General features: G+C 40.0%; 28 protein-coding genes. 11 read left to right on the top strand and 17 right to left on the bottom strand.

Annotated elements, in window-relative coordinates:
* Window positions 1-148 precede the first annotated feature (148 nt).
* The 14 genes from hxlA to yugI form a co-directional block, all read right to left on the bottom strand.
* Entirely contained in the window at window positions 149-772 is a 624-nt protein-coding gene (gene hxlA / locus AC1Q59_RS13630) for a 3-hexulose-6-phosphate synthase (protein WP_492366385.1), read from the bottom strand.
* Between the two features lie 3 nt (window positions 773-775).
* On the bottom strand, window positions 776-1,612 hold the full coding sequence (locus tag AC1Q59_RS13625) for an SDR family oxidoreductase (RefSeq protein ID WP_492366384.1): 837 nt from the start codon (window positions 1,610-1,612) through the stop codon (window positions 776-778).
* A gap of 2 nt (window positions 1,613-1,614) precedes the next feature.
* Window positions 1,615-2,718, bottom strand: a complete 1,104-nt coding sequence (gene uxuA / locus AC1Q59_RS13620) for a mannonate dehydratase (RefSeq protein WP_492366383.1) — start codon at window positions 2,716-2,718, stop codon at window positions 1,615-1,617.
* On the bottom strand, window positions 2,715-3,353 hold the full coding sequence (locus AC1Q59_RS13615; protein ID WP_492366382.1) for a bifunctional 2-keto-4-hydroxyglutarate aldolase/2-keto-3-deoxy-6-phosphogluconate aldolase: 639 nt from the start codon (window positions 3,351-3,353) through the stop codon (window positions 2,715-2,717). The genes uxuA and AC1Q59_RS13615 overlap by 4 nt, the downstream gene beginning before the upstream one ends.
* Before the next feature lie 83 nt (window positions 3,354-3,436).
* Window positions 3,437-4,456 carry a zinc-binding alcohol dehydrogenase family protein gene (locus AC1Q59_RS13610; RefSeq protein ID WP_492366381.1) on the bottom strand — a complete coding sequence of 340 codons (1,020 nt, stop codon included), beginning with the start codon at window positions 4,454-4,456 and terminating at the stop codon, window positions 3,437-3,439.
* A 14-nt stretch (window positions 4,457-4,470) separates the two neighbouring features.
* Window positions 4,471-5,745 (bottom strand): TRAP transporter large permease, encoded by a 1,275-nt coding sequence (locus tag AC1Q59_RS13605; protein WP_492366380.1) that lies wholly within the window; start codon window positions 5,743-5,745, stop codon window positions 4,471-4,473.
* The gene (locus AC1Q59_RS13600) at window positions 5,742-6,239 is read right to left on the bottom strand and encodes a TRAP transporter small permease (protein WP_492366379.1); all 498 of its coding nucleotides are present in this window, start codon (window positions 6,237-6,239) and stop codon (window positions 5,742-5,744) included. The genes AC1Q59_RS13605 and AC1Q59_RS13600 overlap by 4 nt, the downstream gene beginning before the upstream one ends.
* A 131-nt stretch (window positions 6,240-6,370) precedes the next feature.
* Window positions 6,371-7,381 carry a TRAP transporter substrate-binding protein gene (locus AC1Q59_RS13595; RefSeq protein ID WP_492366378.1) on the bottom strand — a complete coding sequence of 337 codons (1,011 nt, stop codon included), beginning with the start codon at window positions 7,379-7,381 and terminating at the stop codon, window positions 6,371-6,373.
* Between the two features lie 59 nt (window positions 7,382-7,440).
* Entirely contained in the window at window positions 7,441-8,451 is a 1,011-nt protein-coding gene (gene allD / locus AC1Q59_RS13590; protein ID WP_492366377.1) for an ureidoglycolate dehydrogenase, read from the bottom strand.
* A gap of 12 nt (window positions 8,452-8,463) precedes the next feature.
* On the bottom strand, window positions 8,464-9,009 hold the full coding sequence (hxlB, locus tag AC1Q59_RS13585; RefSeq protein WP_492366376.1) for a 6-phospho-3-hexuloisomerase: 546 nt from the start codon (window positions 9,007-9,009) through the stop codon (window positions 8,464-8,466).
* Window positions 9,010-9,025: 16 nt separating this feature from the next.
* On the bottom strand, window positions 9,026-9,982 hold the full coding sequence (locus AC1Q59_RS13580) for a sugar kinase (RefSeq protein ID WP_492366375.1): 957 nt from the start codon (window positions 9,980-9,982) through the stop codon (window positions 9,026-9,028).
* 50 nt (window positions 9,983-10,032) lie between these two features.
* Window positions 10,033-11,037: a LacI family DNA-binding transcriptional regulator gene (locus AC1Q59_RS13575; protein ID WP_492366374.1), complete on the bottom strand. Its 1,005-nt coding sequence runs from the start codon at window positions 11,035-11,037 to the stop codon at window positions 10,033-10,035.
* 147 nt (window positions 11,038-11,184) lie between these two features.
* Window positions 11,185-12,387: an ornithine--oxo-acid transaminase gene (locus AC1Q59_RS13570; protein ID WP_492366373.1), complete on the bottom strand. Its 1,203-nt coding sequence runs from the start codon at window positions 12,385-12,387 to the stop codon at window positions 11,185-11,187.
* Between the two features lie 229 nt (window positions 12,388-12,616).
* Window positions 12,617-13,012 carry a S1 domain-containing post-transcriptional regulator GSP13 gene (gene yugI / locus AC1Q59_RS13565; RefSeq protein WP_492366372.1) on the bottom strand — a complete coding sequence of 132 codons (396 nt, stop codon included), beginning with the start codon at window positions 13,010-13,012 and terminating at the stop codon, window positions 12,617-12,619.
* 286 nt (window positions 13,013-13,298) lie between these two features.
* Between yugI and AC1Q59_RS13560 the strand changes: the two genes are divergently transcribed.
* Window positions 13,299-14,141: an alpha/beta fold hydrolase gene (locus tag AC1Q59_RS13560; RefSeq protein ID WP_492366371.1), complete on the top strand. Its 843-nt coding sequence runs from the start codon at window positions 13,299-13,301 to the stop codon at window positions 14,139-14,141.
* Between the two features lie 85 nt (window positions 14,142-14,226).
* Window positions 14,227-15,396 carry a MalY/PatB family protein gene (locus AC1Q59_RS13555; RefSeq protein WP_492366370.1) on the top strand — a complete coding sequence of 390 codons (1,170 nt, stop codon included), beginning with the start codon at window positions 14,227-14,229 and terminating at the stop codon, window positions 15,394-15,396.
* Between the two features lie 31 nt (window positions 15,397-15,427).
* Here AC1Q59_RS13555 and AC1Q59_RS13550 read toward each other — a convergent pair whose 3' ends face one another.
* Both AC1Q59_RS13550 and AC1Q59_RS13545 read right to left on the bottom strand, forming a co-directional pair.
* The gene (locus AC1Q59_RS13550; protein WP_492366369.1) at window positions 15,428-15,955 is read right to left on the bottom strand and encodes a superoxide dismutase family protein; all 528 of its coding nucleotides are present in this window, start codon (window positions 15,953-15,955) and stop codon (window positions 15,428-15,430) included.
* 90 nt (window positions 15,956-16,045) lie between these two features.
* Window positions 16,046-16,267, bottom strand: coding sequence for a hypothetical protein (locus AC1Q59_RS13545; protein WP_492366368.1), 222 nt, complete (start codon window positions 16,265-16,267; stop codon window positions 16,046-16,048).
* Window positions 16,268-16,418: 151 nt separating this feature from the next.
* On the opposite strand from AC1Q59_RS13545, the gene kapB reads away from it, so the two are divergent.
* Window positions 16,419-16,799, top strand: a complete 381-nt coding sequence (gene kapB, locus AC1Q59_RS13540; protein WP_492366367.1) for a kinase-associated lipoprotein KapB — start codon at window positions 16,419-16,421, stop codon at window positions 16,797-16,799.
* A gap of 63 nt (window positions 16,800-16,862) precedes the next feature.
* Here kapB and AC1Q59_RS13535 read toward each other — a convergent pair whose 3' ends face one another.
* Window positions 16,863-17,111 carry a hypothetical protein gene (locus AC1Q59_RS13535; protein WP_492366366.1) on the bottom strand — a complete coding sequence of 83 codons (249 nt, stop codon included), beginning with the start codon at window positions 17,109-17,111 and terminating at the stop codon, window positions 16,863-16,865.
* Window positions 17,112-17,356: 245 nt separating this feature from the next.
* On the opposite strand from AC1Q59_RS13535, the gene AC1Q59_RS13530 reads away from it, so the two are divergent.
* From AC1Q59_RS13530 to mnhG, 8 genes are all read left to right on the top strand, one after another.
* Window positions 17,357-18,373: a DUF1646 family protein gene (locus AC1Q59_RS13530; protein WP_492366365.1), complete on the top strand. Its 1,017-nt coding sequence runs from the start codon at window positions 17,357-17,359 to the stop codon at window positions 18,371-18,373.
* 184 nt (window positions 18,374-18,557) lie between these two features.
* Window positions 18,558-20,957: a Na+/H+ antiporter subunit A gene (locus AC1Q59_RS13525; RefSeq protein ID WP_492366364.1), complete on the top strand. Its 2,400-nt coding sequence runs from the start codon at window positions 18,558-18,560 to the stop codon at window positions 20,955-20,957.
* Window positions 20,944-21,366: a Na(+)/H(+) antiporter subunit B gene (locus tag AC1Q59_RS13520; RefSeq protein WP_492366363.1), complete on the top strand. Its 423-nt coding sequence runs from the start codon at window positions 20,944-20,946 to the stop codon at window positions 21,364-21,366. The genes AC1Q59_RS13525 and AC1Q59_RS13520 overlap by 14 nt, the downstream gene beginning before the upstream one ends.
* Window positions 21,366-21,707, top strand: a complete 342-nt coding sequence (locus AC1Q59_RS13515) for a Na(+)/H(+) antiporter subunit C (RefSeq protein WP_492366362.1) — start codon at window positions 21,366-21,368, stop codon at window positions 21,705-21,707. The genes AC1Q59_RS13520 and AC1Q59_RS13515 overlap by 1 nt, the downstream gene beginning before the upstream one ends.
* Window positions 21,700-23,181, top strand: a complete 1,482-nt coding sequence (locus AC1Q59_RS13510) for a Na+/H+ antiporter subunit D (RefSeq protein ID WP_492366361.1) — start codon at window positions 21,700-21,702, stop codon at window positions 23,179-23,181. The genes AC1Q59_RS13515 and AC1Q59_RS13510 overlap by 8 nt, the downstream gene beginning before the upstream one ends.
* A 4-nt stretch (window positions 23,182-23,185) precedes the next feature.
* Complete coding sequence (locus AC1Q59_RS13505) at window positions 23,186-23,662, top strand: Na+/H+ antiporter subunit E (protein ID WP_492366360.1); 477 nt, start codon at window positions 23,186-23,188, stop codon at window positions 23,660-23,662.
* Window positions 23,662-23,946, top strand: coding sequence for a Na(+)/H(+) antiporter subunit F1 (locus AC1Q59_RS13500; RefSeq protein ID WP_492366359.1), 285 nt, complete (start codon window positions 23,662-23,664; stop codon window positions 23,944-23,946). The genes AC1Q59_RS13505 and AC1Q59_RS13500 overlap by 1 nt, the downstream gene beginning before the upstream one ends.
* Window positions 23,930-24,283: a monovalent cation/H(+) antiporter subunit G gene (gene mnhG, locus AC1Q59_RS13495; RefSeq protein WP_492366358.1), complete on the top strand. Its 354-nt coding sequence runs from the start codon at window positions 23,930-23,932 to the stop codon at window positions 24,281-24,283. The genes AC1Q59_RS13500 and mnhG overlap by 17 nt, the downstream gene beginning before the upstream one ends.
* Window positions 24,284-24,304: the final 21 nt, after the last annotated feature.

The raw sequence follows: 24,304 nt of genomic DNA, 5'->3' as shown, positions 1-24,304 counted from the left end.
TATACCCATATCTTCACTATCACTTTATCGGATGTCGATTATATTATCAAGGGACATAAAATGTCGATTATTGCCTGGGCAATTTTCGACAAAAAAAGCAAAGGGTTAAGCCCTAGTGATATAGCCTATTCCACTAGGAGCTTAACCCTTATAATATAGCCTGTTGAATTTTATCTGCGGCTGCCTTAGGATCATCGGCGCCGGTAATGGCACTGCCAACAATAAGAACATCAACGGGTGAGTCCTTTAGCTCTGCTGCTGACTCCGCATTGATTCCGCCAGCCATTGCCACTTCAATTCCATTGATTCCTTCTATCAAGCTAAAAAGTTCTTTGGATGCAAATTGCCCTTGCTTTTGCATGTCTTTGCCCACATGGAGACAGACAAGATCTGCACCTAATGCAACAAGCTCATCTACACGCTTTTTGGATTTAACCCCAAGCAGGTCAAACATGACGCGCTTATTGTACTTTTTAGCAGTATCCAAAGTTTCGCGAACTGTGCCATCTCCAGAGAATGCCATAACCGTCATGATATCTGCCCCAGCCTCAAATGCCTGTGCTGCTTCATGTTTGCCGGCATCACACGTTTTCATGTCCGCTAAAATCAGAATGTCTGGATATTTGGCTTTCATATCCCGGACAATGGACATGCCATATTCCTTTATGACACCCGTTCCAATTTCAATCCAATCAATCGACGTGCCTGCAGCATCGACAATGCGAAAGCATTCTTCTGTGGTTAACCTGTCTAATGCAAGTTGGATTTTCATATATTACACTCCTGAATAAGCCATAAATCCGCCATCAACTGGAACTGTTACACCTGAAACGAAACCGGAGCAGGATTCATCAGTTAACCATAACAGTGTGCCCAATAGATCTTCCGGCTTGCCAAAACGTCTCATTGGCGTATGTGACATAATCTTGTGGGATCTCTTAGTTAATGAGCCATCTGGGTTTGTCAGCAGGTCTTTATTTTGCTTTGTTAAGAAAAATCCCGGTGCAATCGCATTCACTCTTAATCCTGTTTCTCCAAAATGAACGGCCATCCACATTGTAAAGTTATTAATGGAAGCTTTTGCCGCACTATAGGCCGGAACCTTTGTCATTGGCGAATAAGCGCTCATAGAGGAAATGTTGATAATGACTGGTGATTCCTGCTCAAGCATATTCTTAGCAAAAACCTGGGTAGCTAAAAAGGAGCCTGTAAAGTTGGTTGCAAAGACTTGTGAAAAGCCTTTTTCATCTAAATCAAAAAAGGTTTTACCCTCAACATCTTCGCCAAAGGTTTCCGGAGCCGTAATTGCATCCGGATGGTTGCCGCCAGCGCCATTGATTAAAATATCCACACGTCCATACTCGTTAATTATTTCATCCCGGACTTTTTCTAATGATGCCTTGTTAAGCACATCTGCAGCCAAGGCAATTGCAGTTCCGCCATTAGAACGAATTTCTTCTGCAACTTCTTCGCCTTTTGCAGCAGTACGGTTAAGAACAGCTACCTTAACTCCGTGGCGGGCAAGCTCCCGGCACATTTCAGAACATAATACACCGCTGCCGCCTGTAACAACTGCAACTCTTCCTTGTAAGTTTTCATGAATAGGAAGCATTCTTATCCCTCCTTCTTATCATTTTGCGGGACAAGGTGCCTGTCCCTGTGTCCTGCAGTAAATGCATCCCAAAGACCGTTCAAATACATGATTCCAAGTGCACGGTCGTATAATCCGTAGCCTGGGCGGCAATGTTCTTCAAAGATATGTCGGCCATGATCGGGTCTGACATAGCCTGAATAGTTCTGCTCTGCCAATTCTTTGACCACACCTGTTACGTTAATGGAACCATCTGAAGTAAGATGGGATGTTTCAATAAAATCGCCGTTTTCAAAAATTTTCACATTGCGGATGTGAGCAAATGGAGATCTGCCTGCAAATTTCCCAGCAAGCTCGACCATATCATTTTTTGGATTTGATCCTAATGAACCTGTACAAAATGTAATCCCATTGGCTGGCGAATCGGATATGGACAATAATTTTCTTAGTCCTTCTTCACCTGTCATGATTCGCGGCAGTCCAAAAAGTGACCATGGCGGATCATCCGGATGAATGGCCATTTGGATGCCTGCTTCCTCGCAAACAGGCAAAATTTCATTGAGAAAATAACCTAGGTTCTCCCATAGCTTATCTTCATCAATCTCTTTGTATGCTTCAAACAATTCTTTAATCCGGCCAAGCTTCTCCGGCTCCCACCCTGGGAGAGTCATGTCAGATGCCGATGAAAAAATATCGACAAGCTCATTTGGACCAATCGAATCTAATTTTTGTTTCTCATAGAATAACGCTGTTGATCCATCTGGAAGCGGGTGGTATAAATCTGTCCGAATCCAGTCGAAAACAGGCATAAAATTATAGCAAATGACCTTAACGCCAAATTCACCTAGATTTCGGATGGTCGTCTTATAATTTTCGATATATGTATCACGTTCTTGATTGCCTAATTTAATTGCTTCATGAATATTTACACTTTCCACAACTTCAGCATGGAAGCCATAGGACTGAATATATTCAACCTCTGCTTTTATTTCTTCCTTAGTCCAAACATCACCAACAAGCTTTTCATGGAGTGCCCACACAATTCCTTTTACACTAGGGATTTGTTTAATTTGCTCTAATGTGACTGTGTCATTGCCTCTCCCATACCAGCGAAATGTCATGTTCATAGGTCTACCCCGCTTTTATTAATAATATCTATATATTTACGGCAGTGATCAATGACAGCTTCTTCCCCGCCGCTGCGATAAGCCTTTGTTAAATCACTGCCCACACCGGCAGCCACAGCCCCAGCATCTAGCCATTCAGAAATATTGCCAATATTTATTCCGCCGGTAGGCATCATTCGCACATGTGGAAGCGGACCATTCACTGCTTTTATAAAAGAAGGTTCAAAATTATTCGCTGGGAATAATTTCACTACATCACAGCCAGCTTCAAGCGCTCTGACAATTTCCGAAATCGTTAAGCACCCAGGCAAGTAGGGAACACAGTAACGATTGCTAAGCTTACTGATATCCTCACTGAAATGAGGACTGACAATAAATTTTGCACCATGAAGAAGGGCATGCCTGGCTGTCTCGGCATCCAAGACAGTGCCGGCTCCAATTATTGCCTGTTCTTTTTCTAGTTCCTGAAAAACCCGTTCAACATTTGGTGTTGTATACGTGAGTTCTATGGCCTGAAATCCGCCTTTAATGGCTGCCTTAGAAATTGCGATAGCCTCATCAGCATCCTTTCCGCGAACAACAGCCACAACTTTTGCTTCAGACAGTGATTTTAATATCTCTACCTTCGGTAACATCCAAATGCCTCCTATTTAGAAAAGCGCCAGGCGTCAGCTGGCACCAGGCGCTAAACTATTCTTAAAGTCGAAAAAAATACCCTTTATTCAAAAACGATTAATGCTTTTCTAACAATATCTTGATTTTCTTCAACGAATTTGAAAGCCTCTTGAACCTGCTCAATTGGGAATTTATGAGTAATTAATCCATTTGACTGTAGTTTCTTTTCATTTAATAGCTGTACAATAGTTTTAAATTGATCTGTTTGTAAACGTGAACCAACGATAGTCAGCTCTTTCTTTGTAATAGGAAGCTGTGAAATAGATGCAGGACGCTCGTCAAATCCCAAGCAGACAACTGTACCAGCAATTGAAGCTACTTTTGGTCCCAGTTCAAAAGTCTGAGGAAGGCATACAGCATCAATAACAACGTTAGCCCCTTCTCCATTAGTATATTCCATTACCTTTTCTTCTACAGATTCATTACCTGCATTAATAGTCCAGTCTGCACCATTTTCTTTGGCAAATGCTAAGCGCTCCTCTTTAAGGTCGGATACCATAACCTTGGCACCTAAATGCTTCGCCATTTTCAATGCGCAAATTCCAATTGGACCTGCACCTTGGATAAGAACGGTGTCACCTTCTTCAACTTTTCCGCGCCAATTAGCTTGAGCTCCAATGGTATATGGTTCTGCAAGGACAATTTCATCCCAATCTAATGACAGGTCAACGGCATGCAATTGTTTTTCTGGAAGAACGAAGAATTCACGCATCCCACCATCTTCATGTACACCAAATACTGAAAGCTTTTCACAAACATTCGGACGTCCTTTGCGGCAAGCGTAACATTCTCCGCAATAGCTGATCGGTTCTACAACAACATGATCCCCAGCCTTTAGCTTTGTCACATTCTCTCCAACTGCCACAACCTCTCCGGCTACTTCATGGCCGACTACGCGCGGATAGGTCGCAAGCGGGTTGGTTCCATGGAATATATGCATATCCGAACCGCATATTCCGACACGCTTAACTTTGACAAGAACGTCATCCTCATTTTTAATTTCTGGTTGTTCAACTTCTAAAGAAATCATTTCATGTGGTTTAGTAATTTGTACAGCTTTCATTATATTGCATCTCCTTATTCAAATAAGCTTGGCAAGAACAATGTAACTTGAGGAATAAAGGCAACAAGCAGTAAGACAATTAACATAACCGCAAGGAACGGAATTAATTCCAGTGTCACTTTCCCCATCGTAACCCTTCCAATCTGCGAGGCCACGAATAAACATACCCCTACCGGCGGTGTAACCAATCCGATAACCATTGCTAAGACCATCATTACACCAAATTGGATTGGGTCCATGCCAATTTGAGTGGCTACCGGCAACAGAACAGGAAACAGAATAACTAGTCCTGCAATGGTTTCCATGAACGTGCCAACAAATAACATTAAAGCAATAATTAATAAAATAACAACAACAGGATTTGAAGAAATACCCAAGATAGTATCTGCTACCATTTGCGGAATTCTTTCACTGACTAAAATCCAGCCAAACAGATTCGCAAATCCAACTAATAGCATAATTGCTGCAGTAGAAGTCATGGTAGATAGCATAATTTCAGGGATTTTTTTAATTGGAAGCTCTTTATATACGAAAATACCAATAACAAAAGCATAAATAACAGCAACAACAGAAGCTTCAGTAGGTGTGAATAATCCTCCTAAAATTCCGTATAAGATAATGATTGTCATTAATAAAGCCCAGAAAGCGCCAAGGAAGCTTTTCCAGATTTCTTTTAATGACCTTTTTTCGCCTTTTGGATAATTTCTTTTAACAGAAATAATATAGGTAGGAATCATTAAGCCTAATCCGATTAATATACCTGGTACAGCACCGGCCATGAATAAGTCACCAATAGACAAGGAAGCAAGAGTTCCGACAATGATCATTGGCAGAGATGGCGGGATAATTGGTCCAACAATGGATGAAGAAGCAGTAACCGCAGAAGAGAATGCTGCTCCATAACCTTCCTTTTTCATCGCTGGAATAAGAATGGCACCAATACTAGCTGTATCTGCAAGAGCTGTACCTGAAATACCGGCAAATCCCATGGAAGCACCAACGTTAGCAAGCCCAAGTCCGCCGCGGATACGGCCAAGAATACTGTTGGCAAAGTTAATAATTCGATCCGTAATACCACCGACGTTCATTAAGTTACCGGCAAGTATAAAACCGGGAATACAAAGCAAAACGAATGAGTTCAGACCGGCAAACATCTTTTGCGGAATGATATTTAATGGAATATCACCGACAATCAGATAGATAAGCGACGACAGACCCAAACTAAATGCTACTGGCACGCCAAGGAAGATTAATGCGATAAATGAAATAAACAATAGGAGAGCCATCATATTTCCCCACCTCCTTCTACTTCATATGGATTTTTCTTGTTTCTAAATATATAGCCAAGTCGTATTATTGCAAAAAATGCTAAGAAAATACTCATAATAAGCATAGACCCATGGATCCATCCCATCTTAATCGGCATGGTGGCTGACAGCTGAGGTGCCCCAATCTGCACAAATGAGATAGATTCCTTAATCATGATGATACTTATAACTAAAAGGGATGTCATAATCAGAATATCAAAAACCTTTTTCAGCTTTTCAGGGAATCTGGCAATAACGATATCAACAGCAATATATTCATTGCGAAGAAGTGCTAGTGGTGCAGCAGTTGCTATACCAAAAAGGAATAAATAACGCGTTAACTCTTCTGTCCAAATATAAGAATATGGAAAATAGCGGGAAAGGATTTGCATGGCAACGATGACAATAACGCCGATAAAACAAATAACAGATATAAATCCAAGTATTCGTGTCAGCCACTTTAGGACACTCGACATCAGATTCACTCCCTTTCGGAAATAATATATAATTTCAAAAATTTTACAACAGCTCTAATTAAACCCAACTCTTCCTTAAACTAACGGAAAGGCACTGTCAACCAAGAGGTCAACCGTGCCTATCCTATTTTTTATTTTGCTTCTAAGATTTTTTCATATAATGCATTTTGCTCTTCAGAAAGTGAAGCTTTAACAGCAGGAACCATTAGCTCAGCGAAGGCATCTTTATCGGAATCTACAAACTCCATACCTTCCTCTTTCAATTGTTCCTCAATCTTGCTGATCTCTTCGTTAAATAATTCTTCACCATAGGTCTGCGCTTCTGCAGCAGCTTCTTGAACAGCAGTCTTTTGCTCATCATTTAAAGCATCCCATTGCTTGTTTCCAACTAGAACGTAAATCCAAGAATAAACATGCTCTGTGCGGTTTACATATTTTTGCACTTCATATAGACCGCCGCTTTGGATAAGGTCAACAGGGTTTTCTTGTCCATCGATTACTCCTTGCTGGATACCAGTGAACACTTCGTTAAAGTCCATTACCTGAGGCTTAGCTCCAGCTGCTTCCCATACTTTAAGGAATAATGGAACATTAGGCACACGCATTTTAAATCCTTTTAAATCTTCTGGTGTTTTAATCGGTTTGCTGGATGTAAGATTACGCGGTGCACGTGTCATATAAAATAATGGTGTTAAATTTGCTTTTTCCTTGATTTCAGCTTCAATTTCGTCTCCTACTTCACCTTCGACTACTTTTTTTACATGGTCTAAACCAGTGAAGGCATAAGGTACAGCAAGTAGTGCAGCTTTTGGAGCCCAGTTTTGCAGTGTCTCGCCAGAAATAACTAGGTCAGCTGTTCCAGCAGAAATCGCATTGATTGTGTCTGTTTCGCCGCCTAAAGAGTTGTTAGGATAAACAGTGATCTCAATTTGTCCATTAGTTTTCTCTTTGACTAAATCAGCGAATTTTAAAGATGTTTTGTGCCAAATATGATTTTCATCTGCTAAGTGGCCCATTTTCCATTTAATTGTTTTACCGCCTTCGCTGCCGCCGGCTTCTTCTTTATCTCCGCCGCCGGATCCGCATGCTGCTAATAACAGCATAACTGCCATGATAGCTGATAACCAGCTAAGTTTTTTCATCTCTTTTCCCCCTAATTTTGTTGATTTTTTTTATCTTTGAAAAGGCATTGCCTTTCAAATTATTTTGTTAGATACTCATACACTGTTGATGCGATGGCGATGCCATCTTTCAAGTTTTTCTCTTCATTCATTTGCTCAATTTCTCCTGGAACTAGTACTTGAGAGAATCCTGGTGCTGGCGGAACATCATGAAGCTCGTCCATCATTGTGTCCATTTGCTCTAAGAAAGTATCTGTATCTGTAAAGAAAGCAGGGTTAATCGCACAGAAGTAATGGCCCAGCTTTCTCTTTTTATCAAGATCATCATACATTTTCGCCACGTGTGGGCCAAATGCTGCTCCAGCTAAAAGTCCAGAGAAAATATCAACGATCAAGGATAATCCGTATCCTTTAGGACCGCCAAATGGTGATAAGTAGACAACTTTGCTTGGATCTGTCACTGTTTGACCAGTTTCATCAACGCCCCAGCCTGGAGGGATATCTTTTCCTTCTTCTTTATATTGAAGCACTTTACCTAGTGCAACATTCGATGTGGCCATATCAAGAATCATAGGTTTATGATTTTTGGCAGGCACACCATAGGCAATCGGGTTCGTTCCTAAAAACGATTCTTTTCCGCCAAACGGAACAACAATTTTATCTGTATGAGTCATTGCAATACCGATAAGGTTTTGCTCTGCAGCTTTTTGTACGAAATAACTTAGTGCACCACAGTGGCTGCTATTAATGGCGGTAACCATGCCGACGCCATTTTCCTTCGCCATATCAATTGCATTTTGCATAGCGATATCTCCGACCACATGGCCAAAACCATCATCTCCATCAACAACACCTGTTACAGGGCCGGTTTTCTTGATGCTAATATTGGCATTTGTATTAATGCCGCCTGCATTGATTCGGTTAACATAGTGTTCTGTACGAAGTACGCCATGTGAATTCACATTTCTTAAATCAGCATGCACAAGAACTTCTGCAACTTTTTCAGCATGTTCCGTAACTAATCCAGCTTCTGTTAATTTTTTTACAACAAGGCCTTTAGCCTCTTCGTGATTAATGATTTGTTTAGACATTTTTAAATCCTCCTACTCTAGGTTAGAGTGCTTTTTCTTCATTTCATCCTGCAAATGATCCGATTGAAGACTGTCAATAATCGCAGCATCAAGGATAATATGTGCGGATTGATCAAATTGGTTGCCAAGCGGCTGAATAGTCGCAGGCTCTTCAGGCAAACGATGCTTGGTCGCTGCTGGAATCCGAAGACCAGCATGGCACCAATCATGGCTTAAAGCTTCCTGATTAGTAGTCACAAGAAAAACTTCAGCCCCTGCTTTGGCAGCACTTTCACCTACATGTACTGTCTGCATAGTTTTTCCGGAGCCGGAAAGGATGATTAAGACATCTGAAGCCTTAATAGCGGGTGTGGTTGTTTCACCTATTACATGCACCCTTTTTCCACCATGCATTAATCTCATAGCAATTGCTTTTGCAACAAGCCCTGAACGGCCTTCTCCGGCAAAATAAAACGTACGATCTTGTTTAAGAAGCTTTATAAGCTCCTCGTATTGTTCGTTGGAGATGTTGCTGCATACTGCGCTTAGCTCCTCAAGTATGGTTGAGATCGTTTTCATTATTACGTGTCACCTTTCATCGTTCGATAATTGTTTCGTTTCCGATAAAAGCCTGAACTTCTTCAAGATATGGAAGACCTTCATTGTCCCCTGAAACCGTTGTTACCAATCCGCCGACGCCATTTGCAAAACGCAGCAGATCTTCAGGCTGGAACTGATTCAGGTAGCCATAAATATAGCCGGCATCGAATCCGTCCCCTGCTCCCACAGTATCGACAACCGTTACCTTGAAGGCATCTGCTTTCGTCCATTGACCGTTACGGTACAGCATGGACCCGTTTCCGCCATCCTTGATGACCAAATCACTAAATCCATACTGTTTAGCGATTTCCTCTAAATCCTCATTAGAATCTTTTCCGAAAATTAACCGGAATTCATCCAAACCAGTTAACAAAATATCAATATTAGGAAAAATCATCTCATAGACTTTTCTGGCTTCTTCAATTGTCCATAACTTTAACCGAATATTTGGATCGAAAGAAATCGGAATATGTTTCTCCTTTGCTTTCTCAATAATCGCTTGTACTATCGTACGATTTCTTACATCAATAGCAAGATAAACACCTGTTAAATGGACAAGATTTATTCCCTCGAACATTTCGTCTGTTATATCCTCTGGTGTAAGAGTCAGCATAGGAGACTGATAGCGGTAGTAAAAAGTTTTTCCCGAACCGTCTTCCTGAATTTCTTTGAAATTTAATGATGTTGGATATCCAGCTGCAAATTCAACCTGTGACATATCAACACCTTCGCCGCGAACAGTATTATAAATGACACGGCCAAATTCATCTTTACCTAACCGGCTAACCCATCTTGTTTGGATGCCTAATCTTGCACATCCGATGGCAAAGTTCAGCTCAGCACCGCCAAGCTTCCTTTCAAAATGGGTCACATAACGCAATGGGCCTGTTGTCACAGGATTCATTGTTATCATGGCATCACCGATGGTTAACACACTAAATTGAGATGACATTTTCTTCTCTCCTTGCTGTTTGCAAAACTTCTGTCTAATAAAACCCAAAGTTAAACGGAATCTCTCCTAACCAGCTCAGGCATATACCGTGTAACCTCATATTCCTCTTCAAGCTTCCCTAACGCCGCTAACTCCAGGATTTTTTCTGCGGCCGCCTTGCCCATTTCAAACGTTGGCTGCTTCACTACGGTAATAGGCGGAGTCAGAACTTCCATAAATGGAGAATCGTCGACAGCTGTAACGCTTACATTTTGAGGAATAGCAAGATTCTTCTTTTTCAAAAATTTCAGCAGTTCAATCAGCGACAAATCGTTTACAGCAAAAAAGGCATCAGGAAGGTCATCATCCTCCCAGATTCTTTCTAAATAGGCTGCAATTTCATGGCGCTCAGCAGTGATAATCCACTTTTCATTAATAGGAATCCCGTTTTCTTCCAGTGTCTTTTTAAACCCTTCAACCCGCTCAACCCTTGGCGTAATGTTTCTTTCCAGCGAGGTACCAACTAAGCCAATCTTACTTTTCCCGCTATTGATAAGTTCATTCACAGCCTTTTGCGCGGCTTTTTCGTTATCAAGCATATATGTTGGGTAAATAGCAGGCTCCATTTTTCGGTCTATAAAAACAATGGGGAATTGGGATTTTTTCAATAAATTATACAAATTAACGTTCCCGCTCGTCGGAAAAATTATTAAGCCATCAACTTGTTTTGCCCGTAGCATTTCGATATAGCTTCGTTCTTTTTCAGGATCATCGTCAGCATTGCAGACAAAAATTTGTACTTCATTACACTCACATACATCTTCAATCGCTCGGATGATCTCTGTAGAAAAGGCATGCAGAATATTTGCAACGATAACACCGATAGTTGAAGTTTTCTTTTGCTTAAGACTTTTCGCGATATAATTCGGTATATATCCAAGCTCCCGAATAGCCTCTTCAATCCGCTTTTTCGTTTCCTCAGCCATATATTCGTAGCGGTTATTAATAAATTGAGAGACTGTGCTCTTTGAAACGCCCGCTTTTATCGCGACGTCTTGCATCGTTATTTTATTCATGCGCTTCCCTCATTTGCTAAACCGATTTAGTAAACCGGTTTAGTTAGAAGTATAAAAGAAAACCCTTTCACTTTCAACAAAAATCTGAAAAAAAATATTGTTTAGAACAAAAAAATCCCCGCTCATTAAAGACCAGGGATTCATCTTTTATTTATCAAGCACTTTGTGTATTCTTTCTATTGCCCAATCCAGCTCTTCTTTTGTTATGACAAGCGGAGGAGCAAATCGGATCACACACTCATGAGTTTCTTTACATAACAAACCTTCTCCCTTAAGCTCTTCGCAATATTTTCTGGCAGGCTCGCTCAATTCAACTCCAATGAAAAGACCGCGGCCGCGCACCTCTTTAATTTTTGGATTCTTAATATCCTTTAATTTTTTTATAAAATATTCGCCATGCTCAAGGGAACGGTCTGCCAGATTTTCATCAATGAGGACATCTATTGCTGCAATGGATGTTGCACATGCCATTGGGTTTCCTCCAAAAGTTGACCCATGTGAACCAGGATTAAACACCCCAAGAATATCTTTATCAGCAGCCACACAGGAAATTGGGAATACCCCGCCGCCAAGCGCTTTTCCAAGTATATACATATCCGGTACAACTTGATCCCAATCACAAGCGAACATTTTCCCTGAACGAGCTAAGCCGGATTGAATTTCATCCGCAATAAATAAAACATTATTCTCTTTACACACATTGTAAGCAGCTTTAAGAAATCCTTCAGGAGGTATAATGATTCCTGCTTCACCCTGTATTGGCTCAATTAAGAAAGCTGCAGTGTTTTCTGTGATGGCATTTTTTAATGCAGCAAGATCTCCGTACGGAACCAATTTGATTCCTGGAAGCATTGGTCCAAATCCACGCTTATATTCCTCTTCCGATGATAGGGAGACAGCAAGCATCGTCCTGCCGTGAAAATTACCTGTACAAGCAATGATCTCTGCCTGATTATCAGCGACGCCTTTTACATCATAAGCCCAGCGCCGGGCAGCTTTTACAGCCGTTTCCACAGCCTCTGCACCTGTATTCATAGGAAGAACCATTCCCTTGTTTGTCAGCTTGCTCACCTTTTCATACCATGGTCCGAGCTGATCATTATGAAATGCCCGTGAGGTTAAAGTGACTCGATCCGCCTGACTTTTGAGCGCCTGAATAATTTTCGGATGTCTGTGCCCTTGGTTTACAGCGGAATACGCACTAAGCATATCCATATATTTATTGCTTTCAGGATCTTCAACCCAAACTCCTTCAGCACTTGAAATAACTATTGGAAGAGGATGATAGTTATTTGCCCCATACTTCTCTGTTTGCTCTATCAATGATCTTGAATTTGATGATTCAGCCATACCCTTCATTCCTCCATTACTGCCGTATTTATCCATTCCATTGTATCGTTTTAACATTCACTTAGGAAAGAAATAACATTATTGTAAAATAACTTTAACAAAACCCCCATATGGAAATAAGGGAGACGTTCCGTTATATTATATCCTTTCCCACAGTAGAAATTGCCTCGTTATGGATTCAGACGGTAAAAAAAATGAACCGGACAAAGGCCCGGTTCATTTTACATTATTATTTTTTAATTAAATCTTCACGCTGGGATTGCTCAATCCATTCCTGAAGCTTATCTTTTAGTGTATTAAATCCTTGAGAATCATCGTCTAATTTAACAGCAGCAGCTTGACGCTTACGAGGCTTTTTAACTTTTGCCTCTGGTGCTGGCGCTTCCTGTGTTGCACGAATGGATAAGCCGATCTTGCCAGACTCTTCATCCACTGATAAAACTTTAACGTTTACTTCATCCCCAACTTTAATGAACTCGTTAATATCTTTGACAAATCCGTGTGTTACTTCAGAAATATGAACAAGACCCTGGGTATTTTCGTCAAGTGCAACGAATGCGCCATATGGTTGTACACCCGTTACCTTACCCGTTAAAACACTGCCAATTTCGATTTTTTCAGACATGAAAACACTCCTAATTTTATTATAATTTATCCCTTTTATACGCAATAAAAAATTATACCATAGTTCTATGGTCATTTCAAAAACATTCATAAACAATAGTCACTATTATTTTGCTCAATATTGAAGGATTTTACTTTTTATGAATAAAAACTTTTTATTTTGGTTACCCTTGTTGTAAGGCTTTCTAGTATTCCCCCTTTTTGAAGTGGACAATCCCTTGTGGCTTGTCCTTTTTTTTATTTTTTGGTGATAATAAAAAAGGACAGTATTGGGAGGAGTGAGGGACATGATTAGAAACATCCCCGGAAAATATATGGATATCAAAAACGGACAAGTTTATTACGAATATATCCAAAATCCATCAGCCCGTGAAACAATTGTTTGTTTACACGGCTTTTTAGCTTCATCATTCAGCTTTCGGCGAATCCTTCCATACTTAAAGAATGACTTTCATATTCTGTTAGTGGATCTCCCTCCCTTCGGAAAGAGCGGAAAGGTCCGCGGCTATACGTTTTCTTATAAAAATCTCGCGAAGACCGTGATCATGCTGATTGAACAGCTAAATATCGAAAAAGTCATCCTGCTCGGTCATTCAATGGGTGGACAAATTTCTTTACATATTGCCAAACTAAGGCCCGATTTAGTAAAAAGCGCAGTTTTGCTCGGCAGTTCATCTTATCTGAAAAAAATGAAGCCGCTTCTTGTTATGGCTAGCTACCTCCCAATCTCTCATGTCTTTGTCAAGCGATGGCTTGAGCGTTCGGGTTTGGAACAAAATTTAAAATTAGTGGTTTATAACAAGGCAATCATTGATAAAGAAATGGAAGAAGGATATCTTGCCCCTTTTTTGCATGATGACATCTTTCGCGGATTAGCGAAAATGATTAGACATTGGGAGGGTGATATGCCAAGAGAAGCTTTGCATCAAATCGAAACCCCTATTTTGCTTATTTGGGGTGAGCATGATAAAGTTCTTCCTCTTTCTTTTGGAAAAAGACTAAAGAATGATTTAAAGAACTCTAAGCTTGTTGTGCTCAAAGATACCGGCCATCTTGTGCCTGAGGAACAGCCAGAGGAAGTGCAGAAACAAATAAAAGCATTTCTAAGCCTTGAACAGAAGGAGTTATAATCACTCCCTTTTATTTTAATTTTTCGTCATCTTAGCATATGATAGAATGGGAACCACTTTATTTAGAATGAGGGTGAGGACAAAAATGAAAAAATATAATTTTGATGAAGCAATATCACGCAATAACACGCTTTCTGTTAAATGGGATATGACAAAGGAAGTCTTCGGTTCAGCTGACTTGCTGCCAATGTGGGTGGCTGATATGGACTTCAGGCCACCAAGCGAGGTTATAGAAGCATTAAAGGAACGAATTGACCATGGAATCTTCGGATATACATATTCAGGAGAATCAACTGCGGACAGTATTAAGCATTGGCTTGAAAGAAGACATGGCTGGTCTATTGAATCTTCTTGGGTCCTATATAATTCTGGTGTTGTTCCGTCTATTGCTGCGGCGATTGAAGCCTATACAGATCCCGGTGATAAGGTACTGCTGCAATCACCAGTGTATGCGCCATTTTTTGAAAAAATAAAATCAAATAACCGTGAAGTCGTCAATTCTCCTTTAATTTTAAAGGATAATCGCTATGAAATAGATTTTGCCGACTTTGAAGAAAAATTGAAATCCGGTGTAAAGCTATTTCTTCTATGCAATCCTCATAATCCAGGAGGAAGGGTATGGACAAAAGAAGAACTATTACAGCTTGGTGAGCTCTGTTTAAAATATAATTGTCTCATTCTGTCAGATGAAATTCATTCTGATTTGATTTTCAAGCCCAATAAGCATGTACCATTGGTTTCACTAGACGAAAGATTCAAAGATATGGTCATAACATGCATTGCTCCAACAAAAACATTTAATTTAGCTGGACTTCATGCTTCTGCTGTGATCATTGCAAATGAAGATATGCGCAAAAAGTTTGCCTCTGTTTTAGGGCGCCAGGGATTCTTTACCCTCCCAGCTCTTGGAATTATCGGAATGGAGGCTGCTTATCGACATGGAGATGACTGGCTCGAGGAATTATTAGAGTACTTGAAGGAAAATGCCGAGATTGCCAAAACCTACATTGCAGAAAACATTCCAAATATCTCTGTGATGGAACCTGATGGAACTTATTTATTATGGATCAACTGCCGCGGACTTGGTAAAAGCGATACAGAGATCAAGGAGTTATTAGTAGAAAAAGGAAAGCTTGGCCTTGAGCCTGGAACCAAATATGGTCCAGGAGGAGAGGGATTTGTCCGTATGAACCTTGGGTGTACAAAAGAAACATTGAAGGACGGACTTGATAGACTTAAGAAAGCATTTGAATAAAACGCAGAAAAGTCCCCGGTGTGGGGACTTTTTATTTTTTCTTCTTTTCCATAGAGATCTCTCCGCAGGCGATGCGTTCTCCTGAATCTCCTGCGGGCTGGGTCATGCCATCGTCTTTCCCTTCATGAATAACAATCGCTGTGCCGTCCTTTGATAGCAGGGAACCTTTTTTGCTTTCCTTTAAGGTGACACTTGGCGCCATGAGTTCGGCTTTTACTTTCCCATCTGCTTCAACAATCAGATTGGGCAGATCTCCGGCATGTGCTCCCTTTGGATGAAGCAGGCCATGCTCCTTATCATCCGGATTGAAGTGATTGCCTGCTGATTTAAAATCAGGTGCTTCACACTTTCCAGTTTCATGAATATGTATCGCATGTTCTCCTGGCGGGAGTCCTTTCAAATCAACATCAAGCCTCACTCCTGAGGATTGTTCCTGTAAATTTATTATACCTAAGGAGTCTCCATCAGCATTGAATACTTCCACATCCATATTTTTTATATTTTCCTCCATACAGCCTGACAGCAATAATAATGGGATTAATAAACAAATCTTTTTCATTCCACCGTTCCTCCATAAGACAATTTGTCATTCAGTATGCACAAATCCCCCTATAGATAAACTTATGCGGGCACATAAAAAAAACAGCCTTTAGCGGCTGTTCTCCTTCGAATGAGTACTGTGGACCTGTCCCATGATCTTATCCTCTAATTCTTTTGCCTTCGCCGCTTGACGCTTGGATACACGAAGAATCCAGCGGAAAAATAGAACACAAAGTACAAGACATACGGCTAATTTAATCGCTGCAGGAATGTACTCACTTTTATCCTGTGGGAAGTATAAAAACAGTGATAAGATATACCATTGAAACAATTCAATCGTTCCTTTCTGCAAAAAGCAGTGGTTCTTTCATCTATTATACAACAAAAAGGATGTTAGCCAAAATTGTTTAATTTGTCTTTAAAAAGTAAACCACTTACAATTGAAACAGAACAATCTTTTGTTAAGGAAGGAGATTTTTTAGGTGGCAGAATTTCAAGTAGGCGATCAGGTAACAGGCATCTATAAAACTGGAAAGTATATTGGCGAGGTAACAGATATTCGGCCACAGGCCTATTTAGTAAGAGTGCTCGCTGTACTAAAGCACCCGATGCAAGGTGATCTGCACAGTCCTAAGGATGCTGACGCACTAATCTTTCATGAGCGCAGAGCACTTTCATACAGAGAACAGGCAAATATCCCCAAACCGATGGTTAAGGCATTTACCGAAGAAATCCCTGATTATAAGGAGTCTCTCCAGACTGCTTTGGCTAGTATGAAGCAACAACTCCTTGAGGATGGGTCCAAATGGGCAGAACTTAGCTTAAGAAATGTTGAGGCATTAGAAAAAGATTATTTTAACTAACGTCAAAAGGCCAAATCCTATAGGGGATTTAGCCTTTTTATCTTGACCAGGCAGTATAACGTTTTACATTCCCGCATTAAATCTTACATACTCACGCGGACCAAAGGCTTTTACCCGATTCTCGACAAAGCCCTCGTTTTCGTAATGAACCTGCATCTTCTCGATGGCATCTGCAAGCCCCTCTGCTTCGTTAACGATACTGGACGGCTCAGGTATATAAAACTCTCTTTTCCCCTTGCTGTCCAAGAAAAAACCGCCGGCAAATATTACTGAAAAAATAATTATTGACGTATATATTTTCTTTCTCACCATCTATCACCCATGTATACCATGCGTAAATTGGCGAAAAATATTCCTTTATGTCAATTTTTTTTATAAAAAAATCACCCATTTCTAACATGTTTCTACCTATTTAATAATTCACATAGGACATAGAATAAATAGAAAATTCATGCAGAAAAACTCGATTTTTCGTGCTATAATTAAAAATGGTATAAAAGATAGCGGTTATAAGCTTCCTCAGCTAAGCCTATAGTCTTAAGAAAGGACCGACCACAATGATACTAGGATTAACATTTATCTTAATACTTGTTTTATTTCTGCCTTTCACAGTAAAAAAAGTCGAGCATAATTTAGAAGTATTTTTGTTTATTATGGGACTGGCTGCTTCATTAATCAGTCAAGTACTAGACAAATCATTGATCATAGCTGCACTGGAGGACCCAATTAAGATAACTTTGGCTGTGCTTTTTGCTGGTCTGCTTTTCAGATGGTGTCAAAATCCAATTGAAAAGGGAATTCTAGGATTAAGCCAAATGATGCCAATCCGCTTATTCTTTGCTTTAGTTGTTATTGTTCTTGGGTTAATTTCAAGTGTCATTACAGCTATTATCGCTGCTATCGTTTTAGTTGTTATCGTCAGTGTTCTTCGCCTTGATCGGACATCAGAAATTCGTTTAGTTGTATTAGCATGTTTTTCAATCGGACTTGGGGCAGCCTTAACGCCAATTGGGGAACCGCTTTCAACAATTGCAATCAGCAAATTAGACGAGCATTTCTTCTATTTGTTTGAATTAATTGGAGTAGATGTTATTACAGCTGTCATCATTTTTGGTATACTATCAGCAATTATTATTAAACCAAAGCAAAATGATGAAGGATTATCTGCAAGTCTTGAACAAGAAAGCTATAAGGAAATTATTATCCGCGCTGCAAAAATTTACCTATTTGTTATGGGACTAACATTGCTTGGTGCAGGATTCGAACCGTTTATTGAAAAATACCTATTGGGATTAAGCCCGCTTATTCTATATTGGATTAACATGATTTCTGCTATTTTAGACAATGCAACATTAGCTGCAGCTGAAATCAGTCCTGCAATGGATGACATGACTGTTAAAGCAATCTTGCTAGGTCTAATGATCAGTGGCGGAATGTTAATTCCAGGAAACATACCGAATATCATCTCTGCTGGTAAATTAAACATTACAAGTAAAGAATGGGCAAAATTCGGGGTTCCTGTTGGCCTAATTACAATGCTTGTTTATTTCATAGTTATTGTTATTTTTCACTAAACCTTCATCATATTAAATAAAGGGGTAACAAACTCTCCTGCTAATTGGCAGGGCCTTTGTTGCCCCTTTTATTTTAAAGGTATGCTTACAAAACATCCTAATAAATGGTATTACAGTATTTCCTATTTGACATAATTTAAATGTCAAATGATATAAATTTACTTCAACAAAAGGGGGTTATGTTTTGTCTTTGCTTCATTTAGCAATTATTTCGCCATTTCTGCTTGCTATTCTTGTACCTATTTTGTACAAGCTATTTAGAAATGTGCATACAGGCTGGTTTGTTCTGCCACTGCCAATTCTGCTGTTTAGCTATTTCATTTCATTTGTATCCATGACCTCTAATGGACAGACCTTTTCAAAGTCTGCCCCATGGATACCCGTTCTTGACATTGACTTCATTGCAAAAGTTGATGGACTTGGATTATTATTTGCTCTGCTAATAACAGGAATCGGATCTTTAGTTGTATTATATTCCGTTTTCTATTTAGCAAAAGATAAAGAGCAGCTTAATACATTCTATGTCTATTTATTGCTTTTTATGGGGGCTATGCTCGGAGTAGTGTTATCAGATAACCTTATTGTCCTATATACTTTTTGGGAGTTTACCAGCTTTTCATCCTTCCTGCTGATTGGATATTGGTACCATAAGGAAAGATCACGTTATGGCGCTCAAAAGTCTATGCTTATCACTGTTTTTGGCGGTCTGTCGATGCTTGGGGGGATCATTCTCCTCTATATTATGACTGGAACGTTCAATATATCAGAAATTATCGGACAGGCTTCTGCTATTTCTAGCCATGACCTATTTATTCCTGCGATGCTTTGCTTTTTATTAGGAGCTTTTACAAAGTCCGCACAATTTCCATTTCATATCTGGCTTCCGGATGCCATGGAAGCACCTACACCTGTTAGTGCCTATTTGCACTCTGCAACAATGGTTAAAGCAGGAATTTACTTGGTTGCAAGAATGAGCCCAGTATTTGCTGAAGAGGCTTTATGGCTATGGCTTGTTGCTGGATTCGGAATCCTGACATTATTCTGGGGTTCCTTCAATGCTGTTAAACAAACAGACCTTAAAGCTATATTGGCTTTCTCAACTGTCAGCCAGCTGGGGATGATTATGTCACTGCTTGGGATTGGAGCCGCAGCCCTTCATTTTGATGGAGTGGACAGAAGCTATTTTGGTGTGGCTACCATCGCAGCTGTATTTCACCTCATCAACCATGCAACTTTTAAAGGCAGTCTATTCATGGTCGCAGGTATTGTTGATCACGAAACCGGCACAAGGGATATACGGAAACTTGGCGGCCTGATGAACTTCATGCCGATTACCTTTACCATTGCTTTAATTGGAACCTTTTCAATGGCTGGATTGCCGCCGTTTAATGGATTCTTAAGTAAAGAAATGTTCTTCACAGGTATGATTCGTGTCCTTGAATTAGATATTTTTAGTTTAGAAACATGGGGGCTTCTATTCCCAGTAATTGCTTGGACAGCTAGTGTATTTACATTCCTTTATAGCATGGTGCTGTTATTTAAAACTTTTACAGGCAAGCACCAGCCGGAAAAACTCGAGAAAAAGCCGCACGAAGCACCAATGGGCATGTTAATTTCGCCAATTGTCCTTGCTTCATTGGTTGTTGTCTTTGGTTTCTTCCCTAATATTTTATCAAACAGCATTATTGCACCAACCGTAAGCTCGATTATGCCTGGAAACACAGCAGATGTTCATATTTCTTTCTGGCACGGGTTCAAGCCAGAGCTTTTTATGACATTAGGCGTTATTGCCTTTGGAGTTATACTCTTTAAAACACTGCCTAAGTGGAATGGAGTATACCGCATATTCCCGGAAAACCTTTCACTAAACAGCCTGTACGATCAATTGCTGCTTGGGATAGAGAAATTATCCAGCCAGTTAACAAGAACGTTTATGAATGGATCGATTAGAACCTATCTAGTGTATATTTTTACATTCTTTATTGTGATATTAGCAACAACGCTAGCTGTAAAGAATGCATTCAAATTTGATACGAGCAATATCTCATCGATTGGCTTTTATGAAGTGCTTCTTGCAATTGCAGTAGTTATTGCATCAATAAGTATCCTGTTTGCTAAATCACGAATGACGTCTATCATCCTTCTTGGGGCAGTTGGCTACACCGTATCACTTTTCTTTGTATTATTTAGGGCGCCAGATTTAGCCTTAACACAGCTTGTTATTGAAACAATCTCTGTTGCTTTATTCCTGCTTTGCTTCTACCACCTGCCTAAGAACAGCAAGAATGAAGAAAGAATGGGATTCAAGCTAACTAATGCTCTTGTTTCCATTGGGGTAGGTGCCATAGTCACACTTATAGCTTTATCAGCGCACAGCAATAAAGTATTTGATTCCATTGCCCAATATTATGTTGAGAATACGTATACAGAGGCAGCCGGGAAAAATATGGTTAACGTGATTCTCGTTGACTTCCGCGGATTTGATACGCTGTTTGAAATCACAGTTCTGTCCATAGCATCTCTAGGGATATTTACTATGATTAAACTTCGCATGGGAGGAGGAAAGAAAAATGAGAACAAATGATATTCTTCTGCAAACAGCAACAAAAGTAATCCTGTTTATCATTATTCTTTTCTCTTTCTTTATTTTTTTCAAAGGACACTACACGCCAGGAGGCGGGTTTGTCGGCGGTCTGCTTACATCAGGGGCAATTGTGTTATTGCTGCTGGCCTTTGATATGAAGACCGTAAGGAAAAGCCTTCCTGTGAACTACATGTTTATGACAGCGACAGGCTTGTTGTTTGCACTTGGGACATCGGCTGGAGCGATATTTTTTGATGTTCCATTTTTAACCCACGCCTTTGGTCATGTAAACATTCCTATATTAGGCGAGTTGTCCCTTCATACAGCTACATTGTTTGACCTAGGTGTTTACTTGGTTGTTGTCGGTGTTACGATAACCATTATTCAAACGATTGGGGAGGATGAATAATGGAGATAATTATGGCTTTTGTTATAGGCATCTTGTTCATGTCTGCTACCAATTTAATGCTGTCAAAGAGTTTATTGCGAATAATCGTCGGAACGGGTCTGCTAAGCCATGGAGCCCATTTGCTTATCCTGACAATGGGCGGGCTAAAAAGAGGAACGGTCCCGTTGCTGGGAGAGCATGCAAGCTCATATACCGATCCAATTCCACAAGCCTTAATTTTGACAGCTATTGTTATTAGCTTTGGAGTCACTGCCTTTTTCTTAGTTCTTGCTTATCGCGCATATCAGGAAATCGGGACTGACAATATAGAGAGAATGAGAGGGAATGAAGGAAATGATTAACTTTTTAATTCTGCCGATCGTAATCCCTTTCCTGACTGGCATCCTTTTGATTTTCTTTGCCAAATATGTCCCTATTCAGCGCGGGATTGCAGGCATTTCAGCTTTACTGAACATCATTGTTTCCGCCATGCTAGTCAATAAGGTTCACCATGAGGGCATTCAAACACTTAATGTTTCAAGCTGGCAGGCTCCTTTTGGGATTACCTTAGTATCAGATATGCTTTCTGCACTGCTTGTACTGACCACTAGCATTATCGTTTTTGCTTGTGTCATCTACTCTTTTAAATCAATTAAACCTGAGCAGGAGAGATATTATTTTTATTCGGCTATGAACTTCTTAGCCCTAGGGGTCATCGGTGCTTTTACAACGGGTGATATTTTTAACCTGTTCGTTTTCTTCGAAGTACTGCTCATGTCTTCCTATGTTTTGCTTGTCCATGGGGGAACGAAAATCCAGCTGCGTGAATCGCTAAAGTATATTTTAGTCAATGTTATTTCATCAGCGCTTTTTGTTATTACTGTTGCCTATTTATATTCCGTCGTCGGAACATTAAATATGGCACATATCTCTGTCCGTCTCAGTGAGTTAGGACAATCAGGCATTATTACAGTCATTGCTGTTTTATTCTTGATTGTATTTGGTTTGAAGGGTGCCATTTTCCCGCTGTTCTTTTGGCTGCCAGGATCGTATTATGCACCGCCTGCTCCAGTGATGGCCCTGTTTGGAGCCCTGCTGACAAAGGTAGGGGTATATTCCATCATAAGAACATACACCTTGTTTTTCCTGCAGGACACGGGATATACCCATCAGCTTTTAGGAATATTGGCGATCATTACAATCATTGTTGGAGTTATTGGCGCCATTGCCTATTCCGATGTGAAAATGATCATTATTTATAATATTATCGTAGCTGTTGGTGTGATTTTATTTGGAGTTGCTGTCATGGAACCGGAATCGCTGACAGGCTCAGTATTCTATCTGATTCATGACATGATTGTTAAAGCAGCGCTCTTCCTGCTGGTTGGCATCATGATTTCCATTGCCGGGACAAGCAATTTAAGAAAAATCAGCGGCTTGATCAAGCGTTATCCTGGATTAGGCTGGACATTCTTTATTGCAGCACTTGTGCTTGCTGGAATCCCGCCATTCAGCGGATTTGTTGGCAAGGTGCTGATTGTCCAGGGAGGATTTATCGGAGAACATTTCTGGGGTGCAGGGATTGTATTAATCTCCAGTCTTCTCGTGTTGTTTTCCATTATGAAAATCTTTATTAATGGCTTCTGGGGCACTCCGCAAAGCTATAAAGGGGAGGAAATGGTTCCTGTCCGTAAGCTGCTGGCTGCACCGGTCATTCTCGTAAGCATTTCTGTTCTATATGGTGCTGGAAGCGAATTTGTATATCCGTATATCTCACAGGCTGCAGAAACCCTTGCCAATCCAAGTATTTACATTGATGCAGTCTTAAAGGAGTAATGGTATGGCATTTCAAATATTATTAAATGTATTTCTCGGATTTTTATGGATGTTTTTCACGGGGACTTATGATGGGACAGCGTTTATTAAAGGCTATATTTTAGGCCTAATTATTATTTTCTTTTTAAGGCGTTTTTTCAGTACAAGGTTTTATATGTCCAGAGTCTATGCTGCTATAAAACTTGTGATTCTTTTTATTAAAGAATTGATTCTATCAAATATCTCAGTTTTAAAGCTAGTTATTAAACCGAAGCTTGATATTAGACCAGGAATCTTTGCCTTGCCAACCGTTCTTGAAAAGGATTGGGAAATCACCCTTCTTTCCAGCCTGATTACTTTGACGCCTGGGACACTGGTCATCGATGTTTCAGATGACAATAAAATCTTATACATTCACACCATTGATATTGATGATGTAGATGAGGCTATTGATTCCATTAAAAACTCTTTTGAAAAGGCTATTTTGGAGGTGAGCCAGTAATGATTTTGACTGCTGTAAAAATAGCGATATTCTGTATGGCTATCTCCATTCTCGTATTGATTTACAGGGTCATCAAAGGACCATCTGTTCCGGACCGTGTGGTTGCCCTTGATGCCATTGGGGTCAATCTTATTGCGATTATTGGGCTCGTTTCTATTTTCTTAAACACTAGTGCGTTTTTAGAAGTAATTTTATTGCTTGGTATTCTGTCGTTTATCGGTACTGCTTCTTTTTCTAAATATCTAGAGAAGGGGGTTGTTTTTGACCGTGACAGAGATCTTTAATATTATCATTGTTATCTTTATTCTTATTGGGGCCTTTTTAAGCCTTGTAGCAGCTTTTGGAGTCATCCGGCTGCCAGATGTCTATACAAGAAACCATGCCGCTTCTAAGGCTGCTACATTAGGCGTTATGTCTATTCTGGCTGGAGTCTTTCTGTTTTTCTATGTAAAAGATGGCTATTTTAATGCAAGTGTTATTCTTGGTATCGTCTTTATCTTCGTCACTTCACCTGTCTCAGGACATCTCATAAGCCGTGCGGCCTATAATTCCGGTGTCAAGATGACGGATATGAGTGTCCATGATGATTTAAAAGATAAGGGAAAGATGCAACAAAAATAAAAAAAAAGGTTTGATTTCTTA

This window comes from Cytobacillus sp. MT66, from assembly GCF_058792595.1.
Note: the sequence above shows the minus strand (reverse complement) of the source record. Positions and strands in the feature narration are given on the sequence as shown.

What these genes read in the sequence shown, in the direction of transcription:
- hxlA (WP_492366385.1), bottom strand. Translation starts at nt 772, where the DNA reads ATGAAAATCCAACTTGCATTAGACAGGTTAACCACAGAAGAATGCTTT.
- AC1Q59_RS13625 (WP_492366384.1), bottom strand. Translation starts at nt 1,612, where the DNA reads ATGCTTCCTATTCATGAAAACTTACAAGGAAGAGTTGCAGTTGTTACA.
- uxuA (WP_492366383.1), bottom strand. Translation starts at nt 2,718, where the DNA reads ATGAACATGACATTTCGCTGGTATGGGAGAGGCAATGACACAGTCACA.
- AC1Q59_RS13615 (WP_492366382.1), bottom strand. Translation starts at nt 3,353, where the DNA reads ATGTTACCGAAGGTAGAGATATTAAAATCACTGTCTGAAGCAAAAGTT.
- AC1Q59_RS13610 (WP_492366381.1), bottom strand. Translation starts at nt 4,456, where the DNA reads ATGAAAGCTGTACAAATTACTAAACCACATGAAATGATTTCTTTAGAA.
- AC1Q59_RS13605 (WP_492366380.1), bottom strand. Translation starts at nt 5,745, where the DNA reads ATGATGGCTCTCCTATTGTTTATTTCATTTATCGCATTAATCTTCCTT.
- AC1Q59_RS13600 (WP_492366379.1), bottom strand. Translation starts at nt 6,239, where the DNA reads ATGTCGAGTGTCCTAAAGTGGCTGACACGAATACTTGGATTTATATCT.
- AC1Q59_RS13595 (WP_492366378.1), bottom strand. Translation starts at nt 7,381, where the DNA reads ATGAAAAAACTTAGCTGGTTATCAGCTATCATGGCAGTTATGCTGTTA.
- allD (WP_492366377.1), bottom strand. Translation starts at nt 8,451, where the DNA reads ATGTCTAAACAAATCATTAATCACGAAGAGGCTAAAGGCCTTGTTGTA.
- hxlB (WP_492366376.1), bottom strand. Translation starts at nt 9,009, where the DNA reads ATGAAAACGATCTCAACCATACTTGAGGAGCTAAGCGCAGTATGCAGC.
- AC1Q59_RS13580 (WP_492366375.1), bottom strand. Translation starts at nt 9,982, where the DNA reads ATGTCATCTCAATTTAGTGTGTTAACCATCGGTGATGCCATGATAACA.
- AC1Q59_RS13575 (WP_492366374.1), bottom strand. Translation starts at nt 11,037, where the DNA reads ATGAATAAAATAACGATGCAAGACGTCGCGATAAAAGCGGGCGTTTCA.
- AC1Q59_RS13570 (WP_492366373.1), bottom strand. Translation starts at nt 12,387, where the DNA reads ATGGCTGAATCATCAAATTCAAGATCATTGATAGAGCAAACAGAGAAG.
- yugI (WP_492366372.1), bottom strand. Translation starts at nt 13,012, where the DNA reads ATGTCTGAAAAAATCGAAATTGGCAGTGTTTTAACGGGTAAGGTAACG.
- AC1Q59_RS13560 (WP_492366371.1), top strand. Translation starts at nt 13,299, where the DNA reads ATGATTAGAAACATCCCCGGAAAATATATGGATATCAAAAACGGACAA.
- AC1Q59_RS13555 (WP_492366370.1), top strand. Translation starts at nt 14,227, where the DNA reads ATGAAAAAATATAATTTTGATGAAGCAATATCACGCAATAACACGCTT.
- AC1Q59_RS13550 (WP_492366369.1), bottom strand. Translation starts at nt 15,955, where the DNA reads ATGAAAAAGATTTGTTTATTAATCCCATTATTATTGCTGTCAGGCTGT.
- AC1Q59_RS13535 (WP_492366366.1), bottom strand. Translation starts at nt 17,111, where the DNA reads ATGGTGAGAAAGAAAATATATACGTCAATAATTATTTTTTCAGTAATA.
- AC1Q59_RS13530 (WP_492366365.1), top strand. Translation starts at nt 17,357, where the DNA reads ATGATACTAGGATTAACATTTATCTTAATACTTGTTTTATTTCTGCCT.
- AC1Q59_RS13520 (WP_492366363.1), top strand. Translation starts at nt 20,944, where the DNA reads ATGAGAACAAATGATATTCTTCTGCAAACAGCAACAAAAGTAATCCTG.
- AC1Q59_RS13515 (WP_492366362.1), top strand. Translation starts at nt 21,366, where the DNA reads ATGGAGATAATTATGGCTTTTGTTATAGGCATCTTGTTCATGTCTGCT.
- AC1Q59_RS13510 (WP_492366361.1), top strand. Translation starts at nt 21,700, where the DNA reads ATGATTAACTTTTTAATTCTGCCGATCGTAATCCCTTTCCTGACTGGC.
- AC1Q59_RS13505 (WP_492366360.1), top strand. Translation starts at nt 23,186, where the DNA reads ATGGCATTTCAAATATTATTAAATGTATTTCTCGGATTTTTATGGATG.
- AC1Q59_RS13500 (WP_492366359.1), top strand. Translation starts at nt 23,662, where the DNA reads ATGATTTTGACTGCTGTAAAAATAGCGATATTCTGTATGGCTATCTCC.